Here is a 21,720-nt window from a genome sequence, read left to right on the forward strand (position 1 = left end):
CCGCGATCTTGCGGACATCTATTGTGAAGGACAAGCAAAATATCCTTCATCATCGTTGTAGGTTTCCTGAATGGATCCGCGGTACCTGGAATTACTCCGTGAACTCGACGAACGCGGCAGTGTCACCGCCGTGGCCCGCGCCACTCACCGCACCCCCTCGGCGGTCTCACAGCAGTTGCGCAATGCCGAACGCGCTTTCGGCGCTTCGCTGGTCGAACCCGCGGGCCGGGGATTGCGGCTCACCGACGCGGGCCGCGTCCTTGCCGCCGCCGGCCGTGATCTCGCCGAGGTGATGGCCCGGGCCCAGGCCCGGTGGGACGATTTCCGTGGCGAACCCGCCGGAACCGTTGCCGTCGCGGCGCTTCCCAGCGCGGCGACCTTCCTGCTACCGGGTGTTTTCCGGGATCTGGCGGCGCTTCCCATCGATATCGTCTGCGCCGATTTCGATCTCGCCGAGGCGGAGTTCCCGCGTCTGGTGACCGACCACGACATCGTCATCGGCCACAGCCTCTCCCGTACCGTGCCGGACGCCGCGGGTCTGATCACCGTCGAACTGGTCCGCGAACCCCTCGATATCGCGATGGCCGAACATCATCCGCTCGCCGCGCAATCGACGGTGACCGCCGCCGATCTGGCCGATCAACCGTGGATCGGTGTGCCGCTCGGCTATCCGTTCGACGCGGTGCGCCTGGCGGTCGAGGAGGCCGCCGGACGCCGCCTCGACATTCGGCAGCGCATCCGGGACAACCGGCTGGTCGAGGCGTTGATCGCCGATAGTGACCAGGTGGCCGTCCTCCCGCGCTTCACCACCCCGCACGGAAGCGGTGTCGTCCTACGGCCGCTGGCGGATTCGGCCATCGGACGCCATGTCTTCGCGATTCTGCGCCCGGATCGTGCCGAGCGTCGCGCGGTGCAGCGGGTGCTCGACGCATTCGTTCGGGTGGGCGCGACCTTCGTCGGCGAATAGGGGGCGGGTGGGGAATTCGGCGCCACTGTATTTCGGTGCGTCCCGGGCCGGGGTGAATCCACCCCTACCGCATATCGATGTTCCAGTATTTGTTGATCCACTGTGGATTGAACCGCTGAACAGCGGTACATTATTCGATGTGTAATCGGTCGCCGGGATGTATCGCACTCGGCCCCCCTAGGAGTCGCCATGACCGGCATTCGTCGTCACCCCCGCGGAACCCGCCTGCTGTCTCGCGCGGTACTCGTCGCGGCATTGTCGTTGACCCCCGCCATCGCCGCGGGACACGCTCTGGCCGCGACCGCGCAAATGCAATCGATATCAGCGCAATCGGCACCGGCGCAATCGGTGCCGGCGCAATCGGTGCCGGCGCAAGTGATATCGGATGGATCGTCGAGCGGAGCCGACGCCGGTGCTTCCGCCTCCGGGGCCGATTCCGGCGCGTCGAGTACCGGAACCGATGCGGGAACGTCGAGTTCCGGCGTCGACGCCGGAGCCGCGGGCGCGGCCACGGATTCGGGTGTGGATCAGGGTTCGACATCCTCGGTGGGAACCACCGATTCCGGTGTCACCGATTCGAACACCGGGGCGGACGGCGGGGTGAGCGCCCATATCCCGGATCATCCCGGCATCCCGGCGCCCGGCCCCGGCGATCCGGACTACATCCCCACCTATCCTGGTGAACCCGGGCATCCGCTCTACCCCGGCTACCCGATCCCGAGCGGTGATTACTCCAACGACAGCCCTTCGGACCACGAGACCGAGTCGGTCGTCACCCACCCGCGTCCGGCGGCGCCCCCGCCCGCGCCGCGCTGGTGCCCGTTGCCGGCGCCGACCGTGTTGGCGGCGGGGATCACCGTGCCGCCGGTGTGCATATGGTGATGCACCATCGGTGATATCGATCCCCGGTGAACATCATTTCGGACGCCGGGGGCGCGCGGGTCGTCAACGAGCGATGACGCGCAATACGGCATCGACGGATTGATCGGCCAGTTCGTCGGACAACGGCAGGTGGCCGAACAGTGCGCGAAAGTAGATCGGCGCGGCCACCGTGTCGAGCACGAAATCCAGGTCCATATCCGGATCGACCTCACCCCGCGCCATCGCCGAGCGCAAGGCCGCGGCGGTGGTGGCGCGGCGGGGTTCGAACACGGTGGTCAGCAACCGTTCGCGCAGGGTCGGGTCGTCGGCCAGATCCGCGACCAGCGCGGGTAACACCCGGTTCAGACAGGTATCGCGCAATGCCCGGACCAGGGCGCGCAGGGAGACCGTCAGATCGGCCCGCAGATCCCCGGTATCCGGTGTCGGCGTCACGCCGAGCAGATCGGCGACCACGTCGACCACCAGATGTCGTTTCGACGGCCAGCGCCGGTAGATGGCCGGACGGTGCACGCCCGCCACGGCGGCGACCTGACCGATGGACAGGTCGGTGTATCCGTCCGTGTCGAGCAGTTGTCGGGCGGCGGCCAGAACGGCGGCGTCGATTCGCTCGTCCCGGGTGCGGCCGGCCATCAGAACACCGGGCGCGGCATGAGCATGACCAGCCAACCATCGGGGTCCGGGAAGGCCAGGCCGCCGTGTTCGGCCCAGAACGGGTTGTCCACCGGCACCGGTTCCACGCCGTACTCGCCCAGCCGGCACACCGCGTCGTACATTCGCGCCTCGTCGGTGAAGTACAGCACCAGCAGGTTCTCCCCGCTGGGCGCGTCACCGGGACTGCCGTCGACGTGGTGGGTGAACTCCAGGTGATAGTCCGCGCCCGGCAGTCCCAGCATCACCCCGTCGTAGCCTGCGTGGTTTTCGAACCGGTACAGCTCGCGTAGGCCCAGTCCCTCCACGTAGAACCGCACCACCTCGTCGAGTCGATCGGTGGGACGGGCCACCCGCACCTGGGCCACCCGGAGCGTATCGGGCCAACTGTCACTCATAGTGGTCATATGAAAACAGTACAGTACGTACCGAATCGAAATCGAGATCGGGTGATCGGTCGAAACCCGGCGTCGGGTCCGGCGCATATCGGCCGCGATGTGTTTGCATGACACCATGACCAGTGCTGACCTGTTGGTGGACGCGTTCGGTCGGATCAGGGAAAACGTGCACGGCGCGGTCTCGGGGCTCACCCAGGAGGAGCTTGCGGCGCGCCTCGACCCCAAGGCCAATTCGATCGCCTGGCTGGTGTGGCACCTGACCCGGGTCCAGGACGACCACATCGCCGACGTCGCCGCCACCGAACAGGCATGGACCGCGCAAGGATGGGTGCGACGCTTCGACCTACCGTTCGACGACGCGGACATCGGATACGGACACACCGCGGAGGAAGTCGCTCGGCTCGGTGACGCTCCGGCGGACCTGCTGCTCGACTACCACGACGCCGTGCACGCCCGAACGGTCGACTACATCGCCGGACTCACCGACGCCGATCTGCCGCGCGTGGTCGACACCCGATGGGATCCACCGGTCACCCTCGGAGTGCGGTTGATCAGCGTCATCGATGACGACACCCAGCATTGCGGTCAGGCCGCCTTCATTCGCGGGATACTGTTGCGCCGTCGCTGACGGCGTGATCGACACCGGCGGTGAGCGGGGGCCACGGCCGATCCCCTGATTTCATCCGTGGACCGGCTCTCCATACCGATCGCAGGGCCACGGTCACCGTATGGTTCAACTCGGGAGTCGGGCCGGTCGGAAACGAGGGCTCGGTGGCATTCGCACCGGACAGCAGGAACACAGCAGGAACATCGATAACGGCAGGCCACCCGAGACCGGCAGGTATTCGGCGGTGCCGCGGGCGCGGGCGAAACCCGGTTCGGTGTTGTGGGTGTAGCCGAGGTCGGGACATCGGCACCTGTCGTCTCCGGTTTCTCACCACGAGCGGAAGTAGCTGCTGTTACGTCGCTCGTTGAGCTCGATCAGCTCTTCCTCGGTGAGTTCGTCATCGGGATCGACGAATTTCGGGGCCGGTTCGGGCGCGGGCCGAGGTTTTTCGGTCGCGTCGCCGAGAGCCTCGACGACCTCTTGGATGCGCGGGTCGGCGGCGAGTTCCTCGAGTCGTTCGCGGGCGTTGTCACGGACCTGGGTCAGTGCCTCACCGGCCAGAGCCACGATGAGCGCTCCGAGTTCGGCCCCGTACGGGGTGACGGTCCGATCGATATCGACGGATTCCAATGTGCCGTCGGCGCGAACCCGCACGGAGACGCCATAGCGACCCGAAGTGGCCGTATCGGTGAGGAGCGCGCGTTGAGCGGCTTCCATTCGGCCGGTGATCGGATCGACATCGCGGTTGTTCGGCCGCATGGTCACTCGCTTCCCCCCGATGTCCGAATTCGGGCCGTGTTAGCCTAGCAACTCATTGCGGGGAGGTAATCCGTTGAGCGAGTTGTACGTCGATCCGCCCGCGGTCGAAGGGATGATCGGCGCTTTGGGGCAATCCAGGACCGCGTTGGAGAGCACACCGACCCAGGGCTTCATTCCGCAGATCGAGTCGGCACTACCGGGAACGGGTCTCGGTCACACCTATATGAACGCGGGTTGGCGGGCCATGGCCGGTGTTCGGGGCGTGGGGGGACAGATTCAGGAGATCTGCGATAAGGCCAAAGCCGATATCGGCGCGTTCCTGGCGGCGGAGTCGCAGAACGCCGCCGGTCTCGACAATGCCGGCGAGCCGCTGCGATGACCTCACTGCCGCCGACGAAAACGCAGATCCGAGCCTGGAATACCGCGCCGCTCGCCGATCAGGGAGCGGAGTGGACGCGGGCCGCGCAGGCGGTGCTCGATCAGCACGGGGCGGTGTCCCGGCAGCTCGCGGATTCACCGGGTTTCTGGCGTGGGGACGCCGCCGACGCGATGCGCGGCAAGGGAGACGAGGCACGGAGTTCGCTGTCGAAAGTGGCCGCCGCCCTGGACAAAGGTGGGACGGTGAGTACCCGGATCGCGCAGTCGCTGTCCGCCGCGAAGACGACGGCCGTCGACGCGATCGCCGCCGCGGAGGCGGAGCGGTTCATCGTCGCCGAGGACGGTAGCGTCGGATTCGATCAGGCGTTGCCGGCATGGACGATGGCCGAGCACGGTGTGAGCCAACTGGTGGCGAGGATGGTTCTGCGGAGCGGGGCCGAACAACATCGGAATGTCATCCAGGCCGCTCTGCGGGCCGCCGCCGATGCCGCCGAGTCGGCGCGCACCACACTCGACCAGGTATTCGCCGATGTGCCGATACCGCCGGCGGCGGAACTGGAGGCCATTCTCAACAAGTATCAGGTGCAGGCCGATCCGGATGGCATGGTGACCTGGCCGGACGAGGGGGTGCTCGGGTTCCTCGGCGAGAAGCTGGACAAGGCCAAGTTGGTGACGGTGGCCGAGGCGGAAATGCTCGACCGGTTGAGTCTCGGTGACAAGGTCCGCTTCTACCGGATGATGACCGAGGCGGAGGACACCGCGCTGGGGATGTATCCGGGCGACCTGGAGCAGGACGATCACACCGACGCGTTTCGCCATATCTACTGGAATGCGTTGATGACGCAGGAATTCGGTCCCGAGTGGACGCAGGAATACGCCTCCAAACACGAGGGTCGTCCGGACAACGCGGCCGTGCGTGAGGCGATGGATCTGCACAACAACGAGGTCGGCCGCAATATCGCCTTGCAGAACCCCGATGCGAGCCCGGAGGAACTGCGGGAATTGGTTCGGCAGGCGGTGGAGCGAGGCGACGCCGTGGTCATCAACCAGGACCGTACCTTGAGCTGGTCCAACCAGGTGCCGATCGGACAGACTGTGGATTCGCAGGTGCTCGACGCGAACGCGACCTTCCTTCCGGGTTCCCCGGTTTCCGATAACAACCCGTCGCCGAAATGATCGGATGGCCGAGGAATTGATGATGTCGACGCTGTTTCGAGCCGCCCGCTCGTGGCGAGTGCTGCTCGCCTCGACCCTGGTCGCGCTGGTGTCGGTGACGGCCCCTGCGTGCGGGTCCCTCATCGGCGACAGTGTGGAAGTGGATCTCCAGGGCGACAATTCGTTGAATGCCGCCTTCCAGCGGGTCATCGACTCCCGCCGGTCGACCCGGCTCGGGGATGTGATCGCGGACTCGGGACTGCCGGTGGGAACGTGGGATCGGATGTATGCCTTCCGGTCGGTATACGACGGTGATCAACTCAATGCGGCACTGGGTGTGGATGTCGACTGGAAGGGGGTTTCCGGCGGTTCGGGTTCCACGTTCGTGCAGGTGTTCACGAATCAGGGGAGAGTGGTGTACGCGCTGGCGGATTGGCCGCCACGGTACTCGGTGGGCGACAAGCGTTACGGCACACCGGATTCGATGGTGACTCCGATGCAGAAGGAGCAGATCAGCCCGATCGACAACCTGCCCGAGGTCGTGTGGGATGTGCGGATCGAGGACTTCGGTTAGCTCGGTGTGAATCGTGCACCGCATCAGTCGACGAACAGGGCCAAGGATGCGGTGAAACCGTGCAGGGCGTTGCGGCCGACGATGGGGCCGATCTCGCCGCCGGCGAAGAAACCGGCGAGGGGGATCTCGCCGAGCATGTCCTGGATGGTGGCGGCGTCGTGGTCGGGGGTGTCGAACAATCGCTTTCCGCGTCCGACGCAGGTGAACAGCAGGGCTCCGGCGGGTCGGCCGGGTAGGTTCGCGCTCGCTTTCGTCAGGGCGGCCCGGAGGTCCTTGTCGGCGCCGAGAGGGTCGCGCACCTGGAATTGGACGGTGGTGCCGACCTCGACGACTTCGCCGACCTCGATCGCGCCGAAGGTGGGGTCGGCGCCGAGTAGGCCGCGGACCAGGAAATCGCCCTGTCCGGGGGTGACGAGGTGCTCGTCGGCGACTATGCCGATCTGGAGGCCGTGCGCCACCAGTTCCCGCTGGTCGGGTGGGAGGAGTTCGACGATCTCCTGGAGTCGTTCGATGGGCGGGCGGCCGCCGAGTTCGGTGATCACCGCGCCGCGGGCGGCGGTGACGATGTACGGGGCGCCGATGGGGCGGCAGCCCTGGGAGACGATCGGGACGTAGTGCACGCCGGGAAGGCGGACGCCGACCGCTCCGGCGGTCACCACATCGTGGTCGCGGAACATTCGGCAGCCGGTGGGCGGGGGCGCGCCGCTCACCAGACCACCCATGACGACGGTGCCGGGGACAGCGGTGTCGAGGTGGTTGAGCAGGATCTCGGTCGGGAAGGAGTAGGGGTCGGGGAACAGCAGGTGGAAGTCGTGGGTGGTGGTGTCGAAGGGGTAGCCGGCGAGGAGACCGCCCGTGGCGGTGCGGACGAACGCCACTTCGAAGGTTTCGGCCGGGTGCGGGAGCCCGGACGCCAGCCACAGCGTGACCGCCGGTTCGTCCTCGATTTCGCGGCGTCCCGCCACGACGGCCTGGGCGACGCATCCGACGAGGGCGGGGAGCTCGAGGGTGTTGTGGACGGCGTCGAGGAGGTCTTCGGCGGTATCGGTGTGGGTGGGGTCGGCGATCAGCACGGCCAGGTCCGGCGGCTCATCCGCGAGCCGGTCGTGTGCGGATGTCGCGGCTTCCTCGCCCGCCCGACGGGCCTCGGGCGCGCTGGAAAGCCCGACAGCTATCCGCACGCCTCCATCGTAACCACACCCTCTCGGCTCGGCGCAGCGTTGAGAAACAAGGATTTTCGAGGATTTTCCCTGATGAAAGGCTGTGCCGGGCTCGCAGGAGCGCGGCTCACCGGTCGGGCGGGTTCTCCGGTAGGAGGGTGCCGAGGGGGCCGAGGTCGATATTGAGATCTTCGGGGGTCAGGCCGAAATGGTCGCGCAGTTCGTCCATGCGCTGTTCGAGCAGCATGAGGGTGGTGCCGATGCGTTCGATCTGCGCTTCGCTCAGGTCGCCGTCGTCCACGCGTCGTAACGCCTGACGTTCCATCAGTTGTCGAAGCAACTCCACCAGGGTGAGGACGAGGGTCACCAGTCCGCGTTCCACCGATTCGGGGTCGGCGTCGATGCGTGGGGATATGCCGTCGAATTCGGTCATTCGGGAAGCTCCGGCGGGTGGTGGGTGTCGGGGGAGTGCGCCGTCAGGGTGCCGATGGAGGAGAGCAGGGCCCGCAGTGAGATCTGGACCAGGTCGACATCGGCGATGGCGAGTTTGATGTCACCGGAGACGACCACCCCGCCTGCCAGCACCCGGTCCAGCAGGTCGACGAGGGCGATGCGGCGTTCACCGTCGACGTCGCTCATGCCGGTTCGTGCTCCACACCCGCGAAGGAGTACGGCGGCCACGGACCGGTGAGCTCGAGCCGGACACCGGGGAATTCGGCGCCGAGCGCGTCCACGGTGGCGGCGAAATCGTCGGCGCGCTCGTCGTCCACCAGGTAGGTGCCGTTGAGCAGCATCCAGTCGCGGCGACCGCTCAACGCCGGGTCCGTCAACGCTTGACGCAGCCCGGCCACGGCGTGCTGGATCAGGCGGGTGTGGATGAGGTCGGCGCGTTGCGCCGCGTCGCGTTCCACGGTTTCCCGGGCCGACAGCTGCGCGCGGCGTCGGGCCAGATAGGCCGCGCCGGTGCCTTTCGCGGTTCCGTCGTTCCCGGCCCGGGCCTCGGCCACCGCCGCGGTGAGGGCGGCCCGGTCGCCGTAGACCTTCACTCCCCATTCGGCGCGGCCGGTGACCAGGGTCAACGCCGCCTCGAAGTCGGATCGCCGTTCGCGGAGCAGGGCGCGCACCCGTTCGTCGTCGAGGAAGACGGTGGCCAGGCGCAGTGGGGCGGTGGGGCCGCGACCCACCAGGGCGGATACCACGATGTCGTGTGCCTGGGCCGTGCCGGCCAGCCAGTCCAGGTCCTCCAGATGCCGGCGTAGCGGTTGTTCGCCGTAGATCTCGAGCGGCACCGATCCGACGATCGCCGCCAGCGAACCCGAGACCACGGCGCGCACCGGTTCACCGGCCACGCCGGTGAGCTCCCCGAGCTCGGTCGCGGCATCGGCGGTGGTCACCGCATACAGCCAGACCCCGAGACCTTCAGTCACGGCCGCTCGCTTTCTTCGGTTCGCGGCGGCGTTCGATGGGGGTGCGGCTTTCGTTCGCGGCCTCGAGGTCGGCGATCCGCTGCCGCAGTTCGCGGTTCTCCAGTTCGAGGTCGTGGTCTTGTCGTTCGAGGGTGCGGGCCTTGCTGTTGAGCCAGGGGTCGGTTTCCCACCAGTCGATGCCGACCGCTTTGGCCGTTTCCAGGGACGCGACGACCAGGCGCAGTTTGATCGTCAACAGTTCGATGTCGAGCAGGTTCACCTGGATGTCGCCGGCGATCACCAGGCCCTTGTCGAGGACGCGTTCGAGGATGTCGGCCAGGTTCGTCGACCGTTGCCCGCCGCCGTAGGGTTGAGATTCGTACGATCCGCCGCCGACCACCGTCATCGTCGGTCCCTTCCGCCGATATCGGTGCTGCCGCGGGGGTAGCGTCTGGTTCTGCGGTAGGCCAGCAGGTCGCCGTCGTCGTCGATCTCCACTTCGTAGAGCGCCAGCATGTCCGACGACGAGGGGATGCGGCGGTCCTCGAGCACCTCGATCTCCACCAGCCGACCGTCCTCGGTGGGCTCCACCGAGGTGACGCCCTCCACCGTTTTGGAGGTCAGTTCCACGAGGTGTTCGATGGCCGCCGCAGCGGCCTCCCGCGCGGTGAGCGGCGGCGGCCTACCCGATTCGGACTCCGTGTCCGTGGAGTCCCGGGTGGGTGTTCTGCGGTTCATGCCGATCCCTTCTCATTCGTCGGCGGTCACAGGCCGCCGGGTGGTCGGATCATGCGACCGAGGACCTCTTGTTGCGCTCGGGCGCGTTCTCCCTCGGAGATACGTCCGGCCGCCGCGTCCTCTTCGATCTCCTCGAGTTCGCGTCGGATGGTGGCCGGGTCGTGCAGCTGCTGTTCGACCTGGTCCTGGATCAGTTCACCCAGCCAGAGCACGCCACGGACGGGGGCGAGCGGTAGGGCGGCGATTGCTGTCAACAAACCCATGGCCTCATCCTTCGGGTGGTCTTTCGGGCGCTTCATCGGGAGCGCGTGCCGTCACGAAGTCGTAGGGGGCCATGGGGCCGAGCAGGCTCAGCTCCACCCGCTGCTCCCATTCCTCGCCGAGTTCGGCCAATGCCTGCTCCAGGTCGTCCTGTCGGGACAGTTCGACGAGGATCGCGAGGTGGGCGGCTTCTTCTTCGTGGGTGGGCGGCCGCTGCCGCACCATCGGGTCGAGGTCTTGAAGCGCCGCGGCCAGCCGGCGGGTGTCGCCGGCGCGTTTGGACTCGATGGCCTGGTTCACGATCTCTCCCAGGGCGATCCGCTCGTTGCGGGTGGCGTCTTCCGGTTTGTCGCGGATCTCCTCGCGCAGCTGCGCCGCCTGCGGGTTTTCGTCCAGGATTTCGCGCAGGATCGCGTTCTCGGTGTAGCGGGCCCGGATCACGAACTGGGCGCGGCCTTCGAGTTCGTTCAGCGCGGCGTGGAAATCGTCGTAGCCGGCGGCGAGCAGTTCCTTATCCACCGCCTCCGTATCGGACACCACGCCGCCGAACCGCAGGGGCAGTACGGGGGCGACGGCGGCCGTCCCGTCCAGCAGGCGCGCGTGGGCGGTGAGGTCGTCGGGTGTGCCGAGTGGACGGCCGAGGGTGATTTCGCTGACCAGCGCGGCGATCTCACCGTGGCGCACCACCGCGATCTCGCTCGGAGGATCGCCGATGCCGGTGGCGTGCGGCGCGGGTTCCACATCGGCGGGCACGATGCCGTAGACGTATATCGCGGTGCGCTGCTCGGATTCGGTGTCCTGGGCTGCTTCGGCGGTGGACATCAGTCCTCCCTTCGCCGGCCGGATGTCTTACGCTTGTCGTCCACATCGCCGAGAAAGTCCATGACCTTCTCCCCGGCGGCTTCGATGGCGCCTTTCGTCTTGCGTTGGGACAGGCCCTGGGTGGTGTCGCCGACCAGGTCCGCCAACCCTTTCGGTTCGCTGCTCGAGATCTCGAGCCGGTTGACGGCCTCGGCGAAACGCAGATAGGTGTCGACGCTGGCCACCACGACCCGGGCGTCGATGGTCAACAGTTCGATCCCGACCAGCGAGACCCGCACGAATGCGTCGACGACCAGTCCTTTGTCCAGGATGGTGTCGACCACATCGGCCAGGCTGGACGAGTTGGGGCGGGCCATGGTTCCGCTGCCGCCCCCGCCTCCGGGTTGGATGGTCATGCGCGTACTCCTCGCCTTTCACGTGACCGGCGGGGCGTCGCGGTGCGCCGCCGACCGGCCGGGCGACGGCGGGTCGGCTCGGATTCGTCGGCCGTTTCGTCTTCGGCCTCCTCGTCTTCGTCGGTCTCGTCGTGCTCTTCGTCCTCCGGTTCTTCCTCGCCTTCCTCTTCGTTTTCACCTTCCTCTTCGTCTTCACCTGCCTCTTCGTCTTCTTCCGGTTCCGGTTCTTCGTCCTCCGCCGCCTCGTTCTCCGGCTCCTCCGGCTCTTCACCCTCGTCCTCGGCGTTCTCCTGTTCCTTGCGGCGCGCGGTCTCGTCGTCCTCGACCACTTCGCTGTCGCGGATCTCGCCGTGCCAGCCCACGATGTCGTCGGGATGCAGCACCGCCTCGGACATGGCGTACCGCTGGAAGAGCTTGAGTTCCAGCCGGCACCTGCGGCCGGCCGCCCGCCACATATTGGCGGTTTTCTCGAAGACCCCCTGCGGGTGGTATTCGAGCACCACGACGATGCGGGTGAGGTTCGGGGTGAGTTCGTGGAAGGTCACCGCGCCGTCGATATAGCCCTTGGCGCCTTTGGAACGCCAGACGATCCGCTCGAAGGGGATCTGTTCGAGGATGGTGGATTCCCAGGTCCGCCGGGACCAGAACACCTTGCCGGTCCAGCTGAGTTTCTCGTCCGACACCTGCTCGACCTGCTCGAGCTTCTTCATGAACTTCGGGAATTCCGCGAATCGGGTCCACAGGTCGTAGGCCAGGTCGATCGGAACGCCGATATCGATGTATTCGACGATATTGGTCAGCTTCAGTTTCTTGCTGCCCGAACCCTTGCCCTTACCACCGGTCAGCGCGTCCTTGACCGAGGCGAACTTGTCCTTGGCGGTGCGCCCGAGCTTGTCCATTCCCGCGCTCATCACCGCCTGCATCGGCGAGGAACCACCGGCGAGCTTTTCCACACCGGTCAGGGCCGACATCAGATTGCCGCCACCGCCTTCGGCGTACTCGTTCAACCGCCCACTGGCCTGCGACACCTTGTCCGACAGCCCGGACACCGCGCGTTCGGCCAGGGTGGTGGCGAGATTGCGCACCGATTCCTGCAACACCCCCGTGGGGCTCGCTTCGCGTGCTTTCTCTTCGGTCGTGGACCCGGCCCGCCCCGCGGCCTTCGTGGCCCGTGTCGCGGTGTCGGTCGCCTCGCCCACCGTATCGGCGGCCAGTTTGCCGACTCCGGTGGCCGTATCGCGCAGAGTTTTCGCCATCGACTCATCCCTTCGTGCGCCGCACGGGTGCTTCGTCGCCTGCTCGGCGGCGTCGCGGCGACGGCGAGCGCCGCTGTGTGGTCTGCGTCGTCCGAGCCGAGGTGCGGGAGCCGGTTCCGCTCGCCTTGGTGGTGCTCGTTCGGCGAGCGCGCGCCCGCGTGACGGGCCGCTCGGGCTCTTCCTCTTCGCCCTCTTCGTCGGTCGGGGGCTCGTCGTGCTCCTCGTCGACCGGTTCCCGTTCCGTATCGCGCGGTTCGCGCTCGTCGGTGTCGGTCTCCTGTTCGGTGTCGCGCTCCGACTTCTGGTCCGCGGAGGTCGGGGACTGCTGTAATCGGTCGTTCAACGCGTCGATTCGGTTGCTCGCGGCGGTGACGGCGGCGGATCGCACGGCGTCCAGCAGTTCGCCGCGAACGGTGTCGGTGATCTGGGACAGATCCGCCGAGTCGAGCAGTGATCCCCCACGTTTGAGCAGTTCACCGGGTATTCCGCCCGAAGACCGCCGGGCCATCACCGCCCCAGCCACAGACATCGCCAACCGCATTTTGCGAGTGCGACCCAGCAGATACCCGAGGCCTACCCCTAGCGCAATTCTTGCTCCACCTTCCATGCTTCAACTCCTTGCTCGCCTCCGCCGCCGTCGCGGCGGCGAGGTCGGAGGCGGCGAAGGCACGATTCCCTGAATGTGGGATGGACCACAATTCGGTGGTCTGTCTCAGCGTATGCCTGGTTATCGAATGGGTCGATAGCTGCCACCTGCGAGAAATCGGTCCGGTTCGGGCTGCGGGCTCGTCCGCGGCGATCGATCGCCGGCGGTTTTGTCCGCGCCACCGGCGGGGGCGTCGGGGACGAGCAGGATATCGGCGCAGGCCTGACCCAGTACGTTTTGGCCGGTGGACCCCAACAGGGCGTATCCGAGTCGGGACCGGCGCGCGGTGCCGAGGACGATCAGATCCGCGCCGAGATCGGCGGCCGTATCGGTGATCAGTTGCGGTGGCGGACCCGACGCGACGACGGTGCGCACCGGCGCCGGTTCCAGATCGCGGGTGAGCTGCGCGACCCGGGGCCGAATGGTTTCGCTGTCGCCGGCGTGGAGCAGGATGTGGTCGGCGTCGGGGGTGAGGTTGGTCCCGGCCCGCGCCGCGTTCGCGGCCGTGGGGGTGGGGTCCACGGCCAAGACGATGGTGCGGTATCCGTCGGTGAGACCGTTCTTCACCACCAACACCGGGATGCGGCTGGACCGGGCCAGGGTTTCGGCGGTGCCGCCGAGCAGCGCCCCGCCCGTGCGGTGCCCACCGTGCGCGCCGATGACCAGCAGGTCCGCGTCCCGGTCGGCGGCTTCGTCGACGATCACGGAGTTGGTGTCGCCCGCCCGGACCACGACGTCCACGGGCACATCTTCGACGTACCGCTCGACGTGCGCGCGCAGCCGTGCCGTGGCCTCGGCGTCGGCGCGTGGGTCCGCGTCGCCGGGCAGCGCGTGAACGGCGGTGAGCTCGGCCCGGTGGATGGCGGCCAGTTCGGCGGCGCGGGCCAGTGCCCGCCCCGCCTCGTCGGAGAGGTCGGTGGCCACGAGTATGCGCGCGGGGGCGGCCGTGCCGAGCGTCGGCATATGCCGGACGCGGGTCTTCCACTGCCGGTGGGCGCGCAATCGTCGAATGACCGCTTTCTCCGCTTCCGCGATGAGGAACACCGCCGCCCCCACCGCGACCACCTTGACCCATTCGATCGCCGACAACCCGGAGGACCCGAAAACCGCCTGCATGAAGGGCGCGTAGGTGAACAACAGTTGCAGGGCGACGCAGGCGCCGATCGCGGCCAGCACATATCTGCTGCCGAAGATGCCTTCCCGGTTCAGCACCGATTCGCTGATATGGCGGCTGTTGACCAGGTAGAACATCTCGGTCACCACAATGGCGTTCACGGCGATCGTGCGGGCCGTTTCGATCGTGGTGCCCGCTTCCAGCTCCCACAGGAACAGGCCGAGCGCGCCGGTCATCATCAGCGCCGAGACCAACGCCACCCGCCAGACGAAGAAACCCGACAGCAGTGATTCGCTCGGCGGCCGGGGCGGGCGGCGCATGACATCGGCCTCGGTGGGTTCGAACGCCAAGGCCAGACCCAGGGTGCTGACCGTGGCGAGATTGATCCACAACACCTGGGCGGGGGTGAGCGGCAGGGTCAGCGGGAACAGGATCGCCGCGATCACCACCAGCGCTTCACCACCGTTGGTGGGCAGCATGAACAGAATGAACTTCTTCAGGTTGTCGTAGACCCCGCGCCCTTCCCGCACCGCCGCGGCGATGGTGGCGAAATTGTCGTCGGCCAACACCATATCGGCGGCTTCCTTGGCGGCCTCGGTGCCGCCGTCGCCCATGGCCACCCCCACATCGGCTCGGGCCAGGGCCGGGGAGTCGTTGACGCCGTCGCCGGTCATCGCCACGACCTCGCCGTTGTCCTGTAATGCCCGCACCAAGACGAGTTTGTGCTCGGGACTGGTGCGGGCGAAGATCTCGGTTTCGGCCACGGCGCGACGCAGGGCCGCCGTGTCGTAGGAGTCGATATCGGCGCCGGTGAGAGCCCGCCGGCCGCGGCCGAGCCCCATTTGCGCGCCGATTTCGGTGGCGGTGGCGGCGTGGTCGCCGGTGATCATCTTGACGGTGATCCCGGCGCGGTGGCATTCGTGCACGGCTTCGATCGCCTCCGTGCGGGGCGGGTCGATGATGCCGACGAGCGCGAGCAGCACGAAATCACCGTTGATATCGGAGAGTTCCAGGGCGCCGCCGGCGGCGGGCCGGTCGCGGTAGGCGAGGGCCAGCACCCGCAGGCCCTGCGCCGCGATCTCGTCCAGACGGTGCCGCCAGCGGTCGGTATCGATGGCGGTCGCGGTATCGCCCTCGAGCTGATACGCGCAGCAGGCCAGGACCCGTTCGGGGGCGCCTTTGAGATAGATGCGTTCCAGCCCCGGGGTGTCGGCCTCGTGCAGGGTGGCCATGAAACATCGCTCGGATTCGAAGGGGATCACATCCAACCGCGGCCAGGCCCGGGCGGCGTCGTCGCGGGACAGCCGCGCCTTGGCGCCGAGCACCAGCAGCGCCGCCTCGGTGGGATCGCCCTCGATCTCCCACATCCCGTCCACCTCGCGCAGTCGGGCGTCATTGCACAGCACCCCCGCGCGCAGGGTCGTCCACAGCGCCGGGTCGGCGTTCGGGTCGACCACGGTCCCTTCGTTGTCGGTCAGGTTCCCGACCGGGGCGTATCCCACCCCGCCGACATCGATCGTGCGGCGGGCGGTCACCACCTTCTGCACGGTCATCTCGTTGCGGGTGAGGGTGCCGGTTTTGTCGGAACAGATCACCGTGACCGAACCGAGGGTCTCCACGGCCGGCAGCCGGCGGATCACGGCATTGCGGCGCGCCATCCGCTGCACCCCCAGCGACAAGGTCACCGTCATGACCGCCGGCAGCCCTTCGGGGATCGCCGAGGCGGCCAACGCCACCACGAGGGTGAACATCTGCGACGGTTCCTCTCCCCGCCACAGCACGCCCAGGACGAACGCCACCGCCGCCATCCCGAGGATCACCGCCGCCAGCCACCGACCGAAGCGGCCGATCTGGCGCAGCAGCGGGGTGGTGGTTTTGCGGACACCGCTCAACAGTTCGTTGATATGCCCCAGTTCGGTGTGGATACCGGTCGCCGTCACCACACCGTCGCCGTACCCGAACACCACTACGGTGCCCGCGTGGGCGGCGCAGCGACGATCGGCCGGTCCGGCCGCCCGATCCACCGATGCGGCGCTTTTGTGCACCGGCATCGATTCCCCGGTCAACGCGGCTTCGTCGATGCGCAGGTCGTGGACGTCGATGAGTCGCAGATCCGCCGGCACCCGATCGCCGGAGACGAGGTGAACCACATCCCCGGGAACCAGTTCCGCGGCCGGTATCTCGACGATCCGTCCGTCGCGGTGCACTCGCGCGCGCGGCGCCAGCACCGCCCGGATCGAGTCGAGCGCGTTTTCGGCGCGTCCTTCCTGGATGAACCCGAGAACGGCGTTGACCACCACGGCGCCGAGCAGCACGGCGGTATCGATCCAGTGCCCCAGGAAGGCGGTGATGACGGCGGCGGCCATCATCACATACAGCAGCACATTGTGGAATTGCCGCAGCAGCCGCCACCACCAGCGGTCCCGGCGGGTGGCCGGTAGCGTGTTCGAGCCGTATTCGAGTAGCCGCCGCGCCGCTTCCGTCGCGCTGAGCCCGGTGGGGGTGGAGCCGAGCCGTTTCAATGCCGCCGCCGCGTCGATCGCGTGCCAGGCGGGAGCCATCCCACCCGCTCGGGGACCGGAAAGATCTTGGCTCATCCCAGCTCACCACCGATCGTTTGTGGAGCTCCGCCGGGCAAGCGTCGACCTCGATGAACATCCGCGAGGTCCGCGGTGGGGATATATCGCTGTGTGACCGGAACACATCGAGCGCTCGGCCGTCACCGCAAGCCGGCCCGGACACAACGGGTCAGCCTGTGCCGTGTGCGTTGCCACGGCATATGGCCTGGTAGTTCCCAGTGTTCCACTTTCGGCCGGATCCGCAAATGAGGGTTGACACCCATTCCATTCGGCCGCTTGCGGGTGTAGAGGGCGAAGCCGGCGGGGACGGACTCTTCGGCGTGTGCCGGGTCGCCGCAAAGGTCAGTGATGGGTCCAACCGGGTTGCCGGAAATGCGCGACCCGGGCCTGTTCGGGGGCGCGACCGAGGAGAACGATTTCGCGGAACTGCCACAGCAGCGCCCCGGTGGGTGCGTGAATGGTCATCCTCGGCCCCAGCCGCATCTGGAGCAGACCGGATTCGTCGCTTTCGGCGGTATCGGCGCGGGGCGAGCCGTGCTCGAGCGCGTCCACCGGGTGAACCCAGTGTGGGGTGTCGTCGGCGGCGAGCCGGGCGAGGTCCACGAAATGAACCGAATGCACCTCGCCGGGGTCGGGTCGCAGACCGGTGATGTCGGCCAGGGTGACCACGAGGGGGGTGATGGCGAATCCGGAGGCGGCGGGGAAGTCGTCGAGGACGCCGAGGACGTCTTCGGGGTGGGCGCGCAAACCGAGTTCTTCGTGCAGTTCCCGTATCGCGGCCCGTTCGGCGGTTTCGCCGTCCTCCAGCCGCCCACCGGGCAACGCCCACTGACCGGCGTTGCGGCCTCGATAGGCGCGTTTGATGACGATCACCGATAGCGGTCCGTCGGTTTTCCCGACCACACCCAACACCACCGCCGCGCGGCGCAGGCCCGCGGTGTCGTCGACCGCGATCCGGGGGAAACCCGCCAACCGGGCGCTCGCGAGGGCGCGGAAGTCGGTGATGCCGTGGGGGATGCGCGGCGCGGGGATGGTGCCCATTACTCGATCTTGCACCGGTGCGGCGGAACACCGTCGAGGAACGGGGCGGGAAGGACACGCTCGGAATCCGACTTCACTCGTCCGCCCGTGGAATGTCGGTTCGAAACGGTACCTTGGCGCCCATGGGAGCTGCACCGAATCTCGACTTCCTGTCGCTGCTGGCCGAATATCAAAGCGAGTTCCTCACCTCGCTCCGTGACGCCGATCCGGAGGCATCGGTGCCCGCGTGCGGGAACTGGACGGTGCGCGACCTGGTGGAACATATCGCCTTCGTCCACCACTGGGCGGCGGCGCAGGCCCGGGACGAGAAGGCCTCGCCGTTGGGCGACGGACCGCTCGATCTGGTGGAGCATTACGCGGCGTGCGCGAGCGAAATCAGGGAAACCCTTCGAGTGCTGGACCCACGACAACCCGCTCGAATTCTGGGCCATCCGGGCCCGCTGATGGACGGCACGGTGTTGTTCTGGCATCGCCGGCAGGTCCACGAAACCCTCATCCACCTGCACGATCTGCGGGCCTCGATCGTGGGCAAGGCCGCGCTCGGACTCGCGCATGCCGCGCCGGAGGTGTGGGCGGACGCGGTCGACGAGGTGGTGACGATGTTCCAGCCGCGCCAGGTGAAGATGGGGCGGATGGCGCCGTTGCGAATCCCGCTCGGCCTGGTCGCCGCCGATGTGGCGGGCGCACCCGGATGGGTGCTCGGCGGCACGGGCCAAAGCATCGACGAGGTGCGGTCGCGGGTGTCCGGAAGCGCCGAGGGGCTCGCGCTCCTGTTGTGGGGGCGGTTGACGCTGGAAGAGGCGGGCGTGACGGTGTTGGGGGATCGGGCGGAAGTGGACGAGGTGTTGAGCGAACCGATCGTGCCGTGATCGTGGGGCCCCACGATCACGGGGCCCCACACCTCATCGGATGGGGGAGAGCTGTCGGGCGGTGGCGTTGATCCGGCCCTGGAGTTGCCGCAGGAATTCGTCCGGGGTGGCGGGCACGACGGTCAGCCCCTGACTGTGGTGGTGCAGGAGATAGCGGCCGTCGTCGGGGTAGTCGAGCCAGATGAAGGCGCGGCCGTCGTTGGTGGGCCGGGAGTCGATGGTGTAGCCCGGGTACACGGTGATCTCACCTGTGCCGACGCGGGGCCGCCGGAAGAAGCGTTGTAGCTGTTCCTGCGGCGACAACCGGGTGGGGTGGTGCGAGTAGACGGGTGCGTGCAGATCCTCGCGCCGACCCTGGAACGAGGGATGGGCCCCGGGTTTCATGGCGGGCAGGCGGGCGATCAGGTCCGCGGCCAGTTGGGAAGCGGCGTGGCGGGTGATGATGATGTCGCGACCGTGTTCCCGGGTGGGGCCCGGCTGTTGCAGAGCGAGGGTGGCGACATTGCCGACGATACCGGCGTGCATCCGCACCACCTGCGACTGTTGCGGACCGTAGAAGCCGTGGATCTCCACGCGCAGTTTCGGTTCCAACAACACCGCGATCGCATCGTAGAAGGACTGGTCGAGGACCTGCTGCACCCGTTGGGCGGCAGCGCGGCGCATCCGCTCGAAATCCTCGGCGCGTTCGCAGAAATCGGGACGGAAGGCGAGCGGATACGGGAGACGGTCGCGGCCGAACGCCTCCAGGGCGACGGTGAACGCGAGACCGTCGAGCTGCCAACGATTCTGGTTCATCCGCCGATGACCCCGCCGGGTGGTAGCGCCGGAGGCAGATCGCCGATCAACTCGTTCTCCCGCTCGTACACCAGATAGTCGGGGGTCTTGTGCTCGTCGTCGTCCTCACCACGACCACGCGCACCGGGCGCGCCCATACCCGGCATACCGCTCATACCGCGCGTGCCGGTGGGGGTGCCGGTGCGGGCGGCCTGGAGGCCCTGGTTCGCCAGGCTCGGTTGACCGGTGACGGTGCGGCCGGGAGTCGGGGTCTGCGGGGTGGACCCCGGAACGTAGGAGCCCGGTGTGCCGAGGGTGGTGCCCGGGGTGGTGGTGCGGCCGGGGGTGTTCTGGGTGGTGTTCGTGTTGGGGGTCTCGGTGGAACCGGGGGTGGTGTTCAACGAACTCGGCCGGGTACCGGTGTCGGTGCTGCTCGGCTGGGTTTGCTGGTTCTGCTGTTCCTGGTTCGGGTTCTGCGTGCCCGACGGGAAGGTGGTGCCGGGGGGAGTGGTCGTGCCAGGGGGAGTGGTGGTGCCGGAAGGGTATCCGGGGCCCGTGTTGTCGCCGGGACCGTCGACCGGATTGTGCGGGGTGGGCAATACCGGGGTGTGGCCGTCGACCTCGATGACACCCGGCTGATAGATCTGGAGCATCACGTCCTGGGCCGTGGCCTCGGCCTCGTTGGCGCGGTGCGCATTCGTCTTCAGGACACCGTTGCCCGGGATATGCCCCACGAACTCGTCGAACCCGGAGGTTTCGATCGGCGGGATCACCGACAACTGCGCCTGACCGAGATAGCCCTGCATGAGGTCGATACCGTTGGCGACCATCTGGAACGACAGCGGCAGCAGTTTCGCCTTCTCGGTGTAATCGATGGTGGCCTGCATGGCGGCGGTGGCGGTCTGACCGCCCCACTTCTCGGTGAGGATGTTCTCGATTTCCCTACGGAACTCGTCGATGGCGGTGCCGGTGGCTTCCTGCAACCTGCGCCAACCATCGGCACCGGCGTTGATATCGCTCTCCTTGACCGGCCCCTTGTCGGCGAACTCGCCCTGACCGTTCAACGCTTCCCAGATCTTTGTGTGCGACCAGGTTTTGAACGCCTCCTGGGGAGCCTGCGCGGGCGCGAATTCCCCCGTGAAACCCTGACTGATGCGGGCCCACTCGGAATTGATGATCTGGCGGTCACCGGTCCACTGCTGCTCACCGGCCTCACGGGCACGGTTGGCATTCTCCTGGTTCTGGCGGGATTGGCTGTAGTTGTCGACAACGCCTGCGACGCCGCCCACAACGGCGGCGATAGCGGCGCCGACGCCCAGAATCGCTGGTAATGGCATTAGCGCAGTCCCTCCCCTGAGTTGGTCAGCTGGGTGCCGGTGTCTTGGTCGGTGGCCTGGAGTTTGCCGATGGCGGCGAGGTAGGTGTCGCGCATGAGTTCGGCGAGTTCGATGTGTTGTTCCAGGCGTTTGATGGCGTTGTCGTCGCCATTGTCGCCGCCGCCGACGGCCTTTCGCTGGAACTTGTCCTGCATGGCGAGAGCGGAAGGCAGACCGCCGTAGCCAGAGAGGTGAGCAAGGCGTATCGCGTTGCCTTTTTCCTTGGCGAGCTTCACGCGATAGTTCTCGCATGCCTGGCTCAGTGCCGCGCCAACGCTATCGTCGAGTCGCATCTCTCCAGCTATCGCCTGTTGCTTGAATTGCCGCCATTGCTGAAGTTCGTTCTGTACATTTTCTGACACAGCGCCCCTCCTTGTATCGATCCAGTCGCTAATCAGGTAGGTGGGGCTCGAACGCCAGAGCGTGTTGCATGGCTATAGCACAGATATCGCCTTCGCTGGGATTGCCATCGAGCCACGATGCATCGACCTCGAACATTCCTTGCTGCGCTTCGAAGGCGACATAGCAGTTGTTCTCAGCTTCCCACTTCGCATGGAACGTCAATCCAGGTCGTCCACCGACGGTAATCTCACGGATACCGATGACATCATCGTTTTTCCGTGTTTCCTCGAGTGTGTGGCTGGTTGAGTACACACCCACCGAGTAGCGAATATCGGCCGGAGTCCAGGAGCAGACCCGCCACGAGGTCGGCCCTTCCGCGGCGTTGGTAACGACGCTCTTGGACGCGGGGTCCAGGCCCACGGATGCCAGCACGTCGTCGTTGATTTGGGTGCACGGGTCGAAGACGACGATTGTGTCGATGTCGCGGGTTGTGGTGACAGGGCCTTGGTTGGAGGCTTCTCCGCTCTCGAGCACCCCGCACCCGGAGGCCAGCATCACTGCCGCTGCCGTGAG

The 21,720-nt window shown here is 67.2% G+C and carries 27 protein-coding genes and 1 pseudogene; 7 read left to right on the plus strand and 21 right to left on the minus strand.

The window, feature by feature from the left end; genetic code table 11:
* Positions 1-70: 70 nt before the first annotated feature.
* Entirely contained in the window at positions 71-967 is an 897-nt protein-coding gene (locus ON32_RS07580; protein WP_040789994.1) for a LysR family transcriptional regulator, read from the plus strand.
* A 189-nt stretch (positions 968-1,156) separates the two neighbouring features.
* Positions 1,157-1,849 (plus strand): hypothetical protein, encoded by a 693-nt coding sequence (locus tag ON32_RS07585; RefSeq protein ID WP_040789996.1) that lies wholly within the window; start codon positions 1,157-1,159, stop codon positions 1,847-1,849.
* Positions 1,850-1,912: 63 nt separating this feature from the next.
* Here ON32_RS07585 and ON32_RS07590 read toward each other — a convergent pair whose 3' ends face one another.
* Complete coding sequence (locus ON32_RS07590) at positions 1,913-2,479, minus strand: TetR/AcrR family transcriptional regulator (protein WP_040789997.1); 567 nt, start codon at positions 2,477-2,479, stop codon at positions 1,913-1,915.
* Positions 2,479-2,904, minus strand: coding sequence for a VOC family protein (locus tag ON32_RS07595; RefSeq protein ID WP_051132978.1), 426 nt, complete (start codon positions 2,902-2,904; stop codon positions 2,479-2,481). Before ON32_RS07595 ends, ON32_RS07590 begins: the two co-directional genes overlap by 1 nt.
* A 106-nt stretch (positions 2,905-3,010) precedes the next feature.
* Between ON32_RS07595 and ON32_RS07600 the strand changes: the two genes are divergently transcribed.
* Complete coding sequence (locus tag ON32_RS07600; protein WP_040789998.1) at positions 3,011-3,523, plus strand: mycothiol transferase; 513 nt, start codon at positions 3,011-3,013, stop codon at positions 3,521-3,523.
* Positions 3,524-3,829: 306 nt separating this feature from the next.
* Here ON32_RS07600 and ON32_RS07605 read toward each other — a convergent pair whose 3' ends face one another.
* Positions 3,830-4,261 carry a YbaB/EbfC family nucleoid-associated protein gene (locus tag ON32_RS07605; RefSeq protein ID WP_040789999.1) on the minus strand — a complete coding sequence of 144 codons (432 nt, stop codon included), beginning with the start codon at positions 4,259-4,261 and terminating at the stop codon, positions 3,830-3,832.
* Positions 4,262-4,334: 73 nt separating this feature from the next.
* Between ON32_RS07605 and ON32_RS07610 the strand changes: the two genes are divergently transcribed.
* From ON32_RS07610 to ON32_RS07620, 3 genes are read left to right on the plus strand one after another with little or no spacing between them, the layout of a single operon-like run.
* Positions 4,335-4,640, plus strand: a complete 306-nt coding sequence (locus ON32_RS07610; protein ID WP_157224119.1) for a hypothetical protein — start codon at positions 4,335-4,337, stop codon at positions 4,638-4,640.
* Positions 4,637-5,815 (plus strand): WXG100 family type VII secretion target, encoded by a 1,179-nt coding sequence (locus ON32_RS26945; protein WP_051132969.1) that lies wholly within the window; start codon positions 4,637-4,639, stop codon positions 5,813-5,815. Before ON32_RS07610 ends, ON32_RS26945 begins: the two co-directional genes overlap by 4 nt.
* A 4-nt stretch (positions 5,816-5,819) precedes the next feature.
* Positions 5,820-6,368, plus strand: coding sequence for a hypothetical protein (locus tag ON32_RS07620; protein ID WP_040790001.1), 549 nt, complete (start codon positions 5,820-5,822; stop codon positions 6,366-6,368).
* A gap of 23 nt (positions 6,369-6,391) precedes the next feature.
* On the opposite strand, the gene ON32_RS07625 is transcribed toward ON32_RS07620, so the two are convergent.
* The 14 genes and pseudogenes from ON32_RS07625 to ON32_RS07685 form a co-directional block, all read right to left on the minus strand.
* Positions 6,392-7,549: an FIST signal transduction protein gene (locus tag ON32_RS07625; protein WP_040790002.1), complete on the minus strand. Its 1,158-nt coding sequence runs from the start codon at positions 7,547-7,549 to the stop codon at positions 6,392-6,394.
* A gap of 106 nt (positions 7,550-7,655) precedes the next feature.
* Entirely contained in the window at positions 7,656-7,961 is a 306-nt protein-coding gene (locus ON32_RS07630; protein ID WP_040790003.1) for a gas vesicle protein K, read from the minus strand.
* Entirely contained in the window at positions 7,958-8,167 is a 210-nt protein-coding gene (locus tag ON32_RS07635; RefSeq protein ID WP_040790004.1) for a gas vesicle protein, read from the minus strand. The genes ON32_RS07630 and ON32_RS07635 overlap by 4 nt, the downstream gene beginning before the upstream one ends.
* Positions 8,164-8,955, minus strand: a complete 792-nt coding sequence (locus tag ON32_RS07640) for a GvpL/GvpF family gas vesicle protein (RefSeq protein ID WP_040790005.1) — start codon at positions 8,953-8,955, stop codon at positions 8,164-8,166. The genes ON32_RS07635 and ON32_RS07640 overlap by 4 nt, the downstream gene beginning before the upstream one ends.
* Positions 8,948-9,340: a gas vesicle protein GvpJ gene (gvpJ, locus tag ON32_RS07645; RefSeq protein ID WP_040790006.1), complete on the minus strand. Its 393-nt coding sequence runs from the start codon at positions 9,338-9,340 to the stop codon at positions 8,948-8,950. The genes ON32_RS07640 and gvpJ (ON32_RS07645) overlap by 8 nt, the downstream gene beginning before the upstream one ends.
* Positions 9,337-9,672: a gas vesicle protein GvpO gene (gene gvpO, locus ON32_RS07650; protein WP_040790007.1), complete on the minus strand. Its 336-nt coding sequence runs from the start codon at positions 9,670-9,672 to the stop codon at positions 9,337-9,339. The genes gvpJ (ON32_RS07645) and gvpO overlap by 4 nt, the downstream gene beginning before the upstream one ends.
* Before the next feature lie 26 nt (positions 9,673-9,698).
* Positions 9,699-9,935 carry a gas vesicle protein GvpG gene (locus tag ON32_RS07655; RefSeq protein WP_040790008.1) on the minus strand — a complete coding sequence of 79 codons (237 nt, stop codon included), beginning with the start codon at positions 9,933-9,935 and terminating at the stop codon, positions 9,699-9,701.
* Positions 9,936-9,939: 4 nt separating this feature from the next.
* Positions 9,940-10,755, minus strand: a complete 816-nt coding sequence (locus tag ON32_RS07660) for a GvpL/GvpF family gas vesicle protein (RefSeq protein WP_040790009.1) — start codon at positions 10,753-10,755, stop codon at positions 9,940-9,942.
* A complete protein-coding gene (gvpJ, locus tag ON32_RS07665) occupies positions 10,755-11,150 on the minus strand; it encodes a gas vesicle protein GvpJ (RefSeq protein ID WP_157224120.1) in 396 nt (131 codons plus the stop codon). Before gvpJ (ON32_RS07665) ends, ON32_RS07660 begins: the two co-directional genes overlap by 1 nt.
* Complete coding sequence (locus ON32_RS07670; RefSeq protein WP_040790010.1) at positions 11,147-12,406, minus strand: SRPBCC family protein; 1,260 nt, start codon at positions 12,404-12,406, stop codon at positions 11,147-11,149. The genes gvpJ (ON32_RS07665) and ON32_RS07670 overlap by 4 nt, the downstream gene beginning before the upstream one ends.
* A 4-nt stretch (positions 12,407-12,410) precedes the next feature.
* Positions 12,411-12,935, minus strand: coding sequence for a hypothetical protein (locus ON32_RS07675; protein WP_157224121.1), 525 nt, complete (start codon positions 12,933-12,935; stop codon positions 12,411-12,413).
* Positions 12,936-13,133: 198 nt separating this feature from the next.
* Positions 13,134-14,015 carry a universal stress protein gene (locus ON32_RS29920; RefSeq protein ID WP_245550866.1) on the minus strand — a complete coding sequence of 294 codons (882 nt, stop codon included), beginning with the start codon at positions 14,013-14,015 and terminating at the stop codon, positions 13,134-13,136.
* Between the two features lie 33 nt (positions 14,016-14,048).
* A pseudogene (locus ON32_RS07680) lies at positions 14,049-16,727 on the minus strand (cation-transporting P-type ATPase); the annotation flags it as partial.
* Positions 16,728-17,087: 360 nt separating this feature from the next.
* Entirely contained in the window at positions 17,088-17,786 is a 699-nt protein-coding gene (locus tag ON32_RS07685) for an NUDIX hydrolase (protein WP_051132971.1), read from the minus strand.
* Positions 17,787-17,908: 122 nt separating this feature from the next.
* On the opposite strand from ON32_RS07685, the gene ON32_RS07690 reads away from it, so the two are divergent.
* On the plus strand, positions 17,909-18,655 hold the full coding sequence (locus ON32_RS07690; protein ID WP_040790034.1) for a maleylpyruvate isomerase family mycothiol-dependent enzyme: 747 nt from the start codon (positions 17,909-17,911) through the stop codon (positions 18,653-18,655).
* A gap of 33 nt (positions 18,656-18,688) precedes the next feature.
* On the opposite strand, the gene ON32_RS07695 is transcribed toward ON32_RS07690, so the two are convergent.
* From ON32_RS07695 to ON32_RS07710, 4 genes are all read right to left on the minus strand, one after another.
* Positions 18,689-19,450: an ESX secretion-associated protein EspG gene (locus tag ON32_RS07695; RefSeq protein ID WP_040790012.1), complete on the minus strand. Its 762-nt coding sequence runs from the start codon at positions 19,448-19,450 to the stop codon at positions 18,689-18,691.
* A complete protein-coding gene (locus ON32_RS07700; protein ID WP_040790013.1) occupies positions 19,447-20,766 on the minus strand; it encodes a hypothetical protein in 1,320 nt (439 codons plus the stop codon). Before ON32_RS07700 ends, ON32_RS07695 begins: the two co-directional genes overlap by 4 nt.
* Positions 20,766-21,167 (minus strand): hypothetical protein, encoded by a 402-nt coding sequence (locus tag ON32_RS07705; protein WP_040790014.1) that lies wholly within the window; start codon positions 21,165-21,167, stop codon positions 20,766-20,768. The genes ON32_RS07700 and ON32_RS07705 overlap by 1 nt, the downstream gene beginning before the upstream one ends.
* A 28-nt stretch (positions 21,168-21,195) precedes the next feature.
* On the minus strand, positions 21,196-21,720 hold a 525-nt coding region (locus ON32_RS07710), incomplete at its 5' end, for a DUF3558 domain-containing protein (protein WP_169331599.1).

This window comes from Nocardia paucivorans NBRC 100373, assembly GCF_000308675.1.
Lineage (GTDB): Bacteria > Actinomycetota > Actinomycetes > Mycobacteriales > Mycobacteriaceae > Nocardia > Nocardia paucivorans.